The following is a 4842-nucleotide window of genomic DNA, read 5'->3' as shown; positions in this document are numbered from 1 at the left end:
GTGCGCGGCACTGTCAACAATTGTGCGGGCGGCGTAACGCCGTGGGGCACGTGGCTCACCTGCGAGGAAAACTTCAACGGCTACTTTTGGGGCAAGCTTGCCGACGATCACGTGGAGGCGCGAAACTACAAGCGCTACGGCATTGGAGCTCCCGCCTATGCTTGGGGCAAGTTCTACGATCGCTTCGATTTGGTGAAGGAGCCGAACGAGGCCAACCGGTTCGGATGGGTTGTGGAGATCGATCCCTTCGACGCTGCAAGCGTTCCGAGGAAACGGACGGCACTCGGACGAACGAAGCACGAAGGGGCGTCCGGCATCACCAACCGGGACGGTCGTTACGTGATTTATCTCGGTGACGACGAGCGGTTCGATTATGTCTACAAGTTCGTGACGGCAGGTAAGGTCAATACGGCTGATCGCCGCGCGAATATGAACCTTCTCGACGAAGGGACGCTCTACGTCGCCAAGTACAACGCCGACGGCTCCGGTACGTGGTTGGCGCTCGTCCACGGTGAGGGTCCGTTGACGGCAGCCAACGGCTTTTTCAACCAAGCGGACGTGTTGATCGAAACACGCCGCGCGGCCGACCTTCTCGGCGCGACGAAAATGGACAGGCCCGAGGACATCGAAACAAATCCCGCGACCAATCGTGTCTATGTCATGTTGACCAACAACACGCGCCGGAAGGACGACCAGGTTGACGCAGCGAATCCGCGTGCCAACAACGCCTTCGGCCATATCGTCGAAATGATGCCGGCCGAAGGCGATCACGCGGCAAAGGACTTTACCTGGGAAGTACTCGTCAAATGTGGTGATCCATCCGTCGCCTCGGTCGGTGCAACCTTTTCGTCAGACACAACGAAGAACGGCTGGTTCGGCATGCCGGACAACTGCGCCATCGACAGCAAGGGCCGTCTGTGGATCGCAACCGACGGAAACAATGCGAAGGCGACCGGTCGGGCGGACGGGCTTTGGGCCGTCGAAACCGAAGGCGAACGCCGCGGCACGTCCAAGCACTTCTTCCGGGTGCCGAACGGCGCTGAAATGTGCGGCCCGTTCTTCACGCCGAATGACGAAACCTTGTTTCTCGCGGTCCAACATCCCGGTGAGGCGGAGGAGGGCGCACCCGTCAGCTTCCACAACCCCGTGACCCGCTGGCCCGATTTCAAGGACGGCATGCCGCCTCGGYCGTCAGTGCTCGTGATCACGAAACAGGGCGGCGGCAAGATCGCCTGACGTGATCGATCGGGAAACGAAGAGGGCGGCCGTCGGGCCGCCCTTTGCGTTGAAAGAGCGAAATTTGGCTCAGGCCGCTTTTTTGGCGCGACGCTTCTTCGGCGCTGCTGTCTCTTCGCTTTTCGCCGTCTTGCGCGTTCTCCGGGCCGGCTTGACGTCCTTCGCGACGGCGCCGGCCGTCCGATTGGCGACATTTCGGATCGCGTCGCTGGCGGCTTCCGCCATCTTCTTGACCTTGGGGCGATGGCTCAGCACGACGGCCGCCGCAGCGCCGGCTGCCGCCACAAGGGCGTCCGCCAGGATCTGCCGGCCGGTTTCGGAGCCGAGCAGGTTATCCATCCAGTCCCCCTCGCGGAGTGCCTTTGGGATCTTCACGCCGGCAATTTCCTTTGGCAGCTTTGTTTTCACCTTCTTCGTCATGTAGACACTCCGTTGCGCTGTGGCGCGCTCTTCAGGGCCGTTGTTGCATGGAAGAAAACTATGACAGCTGTATTGCAGTTTTCTGACAGAGCGGGCGTCATTCCCAATCTATATCGGTGAGTGCGCCGATGGTAGCGATGGAAGCGTTCCTTTCGGCGTTGTTGGCCGCGGTGCCCGAGCTTCGCGCCGCGGGCCGGCTCGATGGTGTGGTCCGGCTCGAGGGGCATGGGGGTAACATCACCTATCGACTCGACATGGAACGTGGGTGCTTCGCCCTCAAGCGACCGGCGCGCCCTGACCCGTTTGTGGCAATCGCCGAGGAAATCGAGGCGACCCGAATCGCGAGCGAGCTTCACATCGGAGCCGGCTTCGTCTTCGCGGGCTCGGATGGCACGCTTCTCACTCGCTGGGTCGACAACGCGTCCGTCATGAGTGTCGAGGCCTTCCGGCGGGATACCGGAGCGGTTCTGAGACTCGCTGACACCGTATCGAGGCTGCACCGATCCGGCATGCGGCTGGCGCGCCCCTTCGAACCGCTCCGCGTTCTCGGCGATTACCGGCGTCGCATCGGCACTGACCGCACGCCGCCATGGTCCTCGCGCTTGGAGGAGATGCTGCAGGCGGTCCAGGTCGGACTTTCTCGCTCGCCTCTTCCCCTTGTGCCGAGCCATTGCGATCTCGTGCCGAGCAATTGCCTGGACGACGGAACACGGATGGTTCTCATCGACTGGGAATACGCCCGCATGAACGATCCGACATGGGATCTCGCCTATGCGTCGGCAGAAGCGGAATTCACTACCGAGCAGGAGTTCGCCCTCCTGTCGGCCTATGGAGACCCTCATGTGACGGCCGCTCGTCTTCAGGTCTTCAAGCTCGTCGTGCTGACGATCAACGGCCTCTGGAGCCTGTTGCAGGAGGAGCGCGTCGCCGATGGCATGGCAAGTCTCGCACGAGCGGATGCCCTGGCGGCCGACCGGCATTTCGGCGCGTGCCTGGACGGTGTTGGCTCGTATCCCTAGTCAGCATACKCCCTCGCACGCCGTTGCGCGCTTTCCCTCTGGCGGCGAGATGATATGGATAATGCCCCGCCAGAGCATTGGACCCCGTATGACCGGCCGATTGCCGCCCCTTATCGCGTTGCGTGCCTTCGATGCCGTCGGACGGGCTGGAAGCCTGCGCGCCGCGGGAGAGGAACTGGCGGTCAGCCATACGGTGATCTCCCGTCACATCCGCAATCTCGAGGCCCGCCTCGGTGTCACCCTGCTCCGTCCCAAGGGCAGGGGCGTGGTGTTGACGGATGAAGGCATGCGCTACCACGCGCAAATTCGCCAGGCCTTCGACCAGATCGCCCGTGCTACGAGCGACCTGAAGCGTGGCCAAAAACGTGGCCTCGAGATCTGGTGCATCCCCGGGCTTGCAACGTTGAGGCTCATGCCGAGTCTCCCCGATCTGGAGACCCTCATCCCCGATTGCGAAATCACCCTGCGGCCCACGTTGGCGCGTCCTCAGCTTCTGCGTGGCGAGGCGGATGTGGAGATTGCGTATCTCGACGAGGTCCAATTGCCCTCCGGGTTGCGGGCGGAACGGCTCGTCGCGCCCCGCGTTTTCCCCGTCGCCAGTCCGGCTCTTCTCGCGCGTCATCATGCGGACCAGACGATTGCAGCGGCGCTAGCGCTGCCGCTGGTCCACGAGGAATCCACCACCCAATGGGAGGCCTGGCTTCGTCGCGCCGGGGTCGATGCGCTCCCGGGGCTTCATGGCCCGCACCTCTGGCATGCGCACCTCACCGTCGAGGCCGCGCGCCTCGGACAAGGTGTCGCCATCGCCAATGAAGTTCTCGTCGCGGACGATCTCGCGTCCGGACGGTTGGTCGAAATTGGCCAAACTGCAATCGAGCTCGGCGCCTATTACTTCATTGCACCGCGAAGCCGTTGGGACGATTCCGACGTTGCAAAATTGCGCGACTGGCTCATCAGGCTGCTGGCGTCACAACAATAAGTGCATTTTATGCACGTGTCTGAACCAAAATAGATCATTGTCGGAGGAGCCCTCGTCACAGAACCTCACGTTCTGTTTCAATCGAGGTCCATGATGACGACGAACGCCGAACTTCTTGCCCGCCGCCAGRCTGCCATTCCGCGCGGCATCGGTCATTCCACGCCCATATCAGCGGCGCGCGCCGAGAATGCCGAGGTGTGGGATGTGGAAGGCAAGCGCTATGTGGATTTCGCCGGTGGCATCGCCGTTCTGAATACCGGCCATCGCAATCCGGTCGTCATGGATGCGGTGAAGGTTCAGATGGAGCTTTTCACGCACACCTGCTTCCAAGTTCTCCTCTACGAATCGTATATCGCGCTCGCGGAGAAGCTGAACGCGATCGCGCCGATTCCCGGGCCCGCGAAGACCATCCTTTTCACGACAGGTGCCGAGGCCACGGAGAACGCCGTCAAGATCGCGCGCGCAGCCACCGGCCGCTCGGGCGTCATCGCTTTCACCGGCGGTTTCCACGGCCGCACGATCATGGCCATGAACATGACCGGCAAGGTCGTTCCCTATAAAAAAGGGTTCGGACCGGCACAGGCGGAGATCTGGCACGTACCGTTCCCCGTGCCGCAGCTCGGCGTGGATACGGAGGACGCGCTCAAGTATCTCAATTTCCTCTTCAAGGCCGATGTGGACCCGTCGCGCGTTGCGGCAATCATCATCGAACCCGTGCAGGGTGAAGGCGGTTTCCACCAGGCTCCGCCCGACCTGATGCGGGCGCTGCGCCGAATCTGCGACGAGAATGGCATTGTGCTGATCGCCGATGAGGTGCAGACCGGTTTCGGCCGCACAGGCAAGATGTTCGCGATGGAGCACTACGACGTCGCTGCCGATCTGATCTGTGTGGCGAAGAGCCTCGCGGGCGGCTTTCCGCTTTCGGGTGTCATCGGTCGCGCCGCGATCATGGACACGGTCGAACCCGGCGGCCTCGGCGGGACTTACGCCGGCAATCCCCCGGCATGCGCAGCAGCGCTTGCCGTTCTCGATGTCTTCGAGAAGGACAATCTGGTGGAGCGCTCCAACGCGATCGGCGCGCGCCTCAAGGATCGCCTCGAGACATTGCAGCGTCGCAACGACCTTGCTCCCATCGCTGCCATCCGCGGACCGGGTGGCATGGTCGCTTTCGATATCGTCAAGGAACCC

At 62.4% G+C, this 4842-nt stretch carries 5 protein-coding genes; 4 read left to right on the top strand and 1 reads right to left on the bottom strand.

The features are described 5' to 3' along the window. Positions 1-1236: PhoX family protein (locus AC1DT3_RS12285; protein ID WP_477465534.1), on the top strand; the 1236-nt coding region annotated here is incomplete at its 5' end. Positions 1237-1305: 69 nt separating this feature from the next. Here the strand turns inward: AC1DT3_RS12285 and AC1DT3_RS12280 are convergent. Beyond that, positions 1306-1656, bottom strand: coding sequence for a hypothetical protein (locus tag AC1DT3_RS12280; protein ID WP_477465533.1), 351 nt, complete (start codon positions 1654-1656; stop codon positions 1306-1308). 137 nt (positions 1657-1793) lie between these two features. Here AC1DT3_RS12280 and AC1DT3_RS12275 point away from each other — a divergent pair, with 137 nt between their 5' ends. The 3 genes from AC1DT3_RS12275 to AC1DT3_RS12265 all read left to right on the top strand — a co-directional run. Further along, positions 1794-2675: a phosphotransferase gene (locus AC1DT3_RS12275; protein WP_477465532.1), complete on the top strand. Its 882-nt coding sequence runs from the start codon at positions 1794-1796 to the stop codon at positions 2673-2675. 88 nt (positions 2676-2763) lie between these two features. Next, a complete protein-coding gene (locus AC1DT3_RS12270; protein ID WP_477465531.1) occupies positions 2764-3654 on the top strand; it encodes a LysR substrate-binding domain-containing protein in 891 nt (296 codons plus the stop codon). Between the two features lie 93 nt (positions 3655-3747). Next, the coding region (locus AC1DT3_RS12265) for an aspartate aminotransferase family protein (protein WP_477465535.1) at positions 3748-4842 on the top strand (1095 nt) is incomplete at its 3' end.

It is taken from the genome of Microvirga sp. P4_G7 (assembly GCF_056401005.1).
The sequence above is the reverse complement of the archived record's forward strand: the minus strand, read 5'-3'. Positions and strand labels throughout refer to the sequence as shown.

Coding starts and splice junctions, on each gene's coding strand:
- AC1DT3_RS12280 (WP_477465533.1), bottom strand. CDS start 1,656: ATGACGAAGAAGGTGAAAACAAAGCTGCCAAAGGAAATTGCCGGCGTG.
- AC1DT3_RS12270 (WP_477465531.1), top strand. CDS start 2,764: ATGACCGGCCGATTGCCGCCCCTTATCGCGTTGCGTGCCTTCGATGCC.
- AC1DT3_RS12275 (WP_477465532.1), top strand. CDS start 1,794: ATGGAAGCGTTCCTTTCGGCGTTGTTGGCCGCGGTGCCCGAGCTTCGC.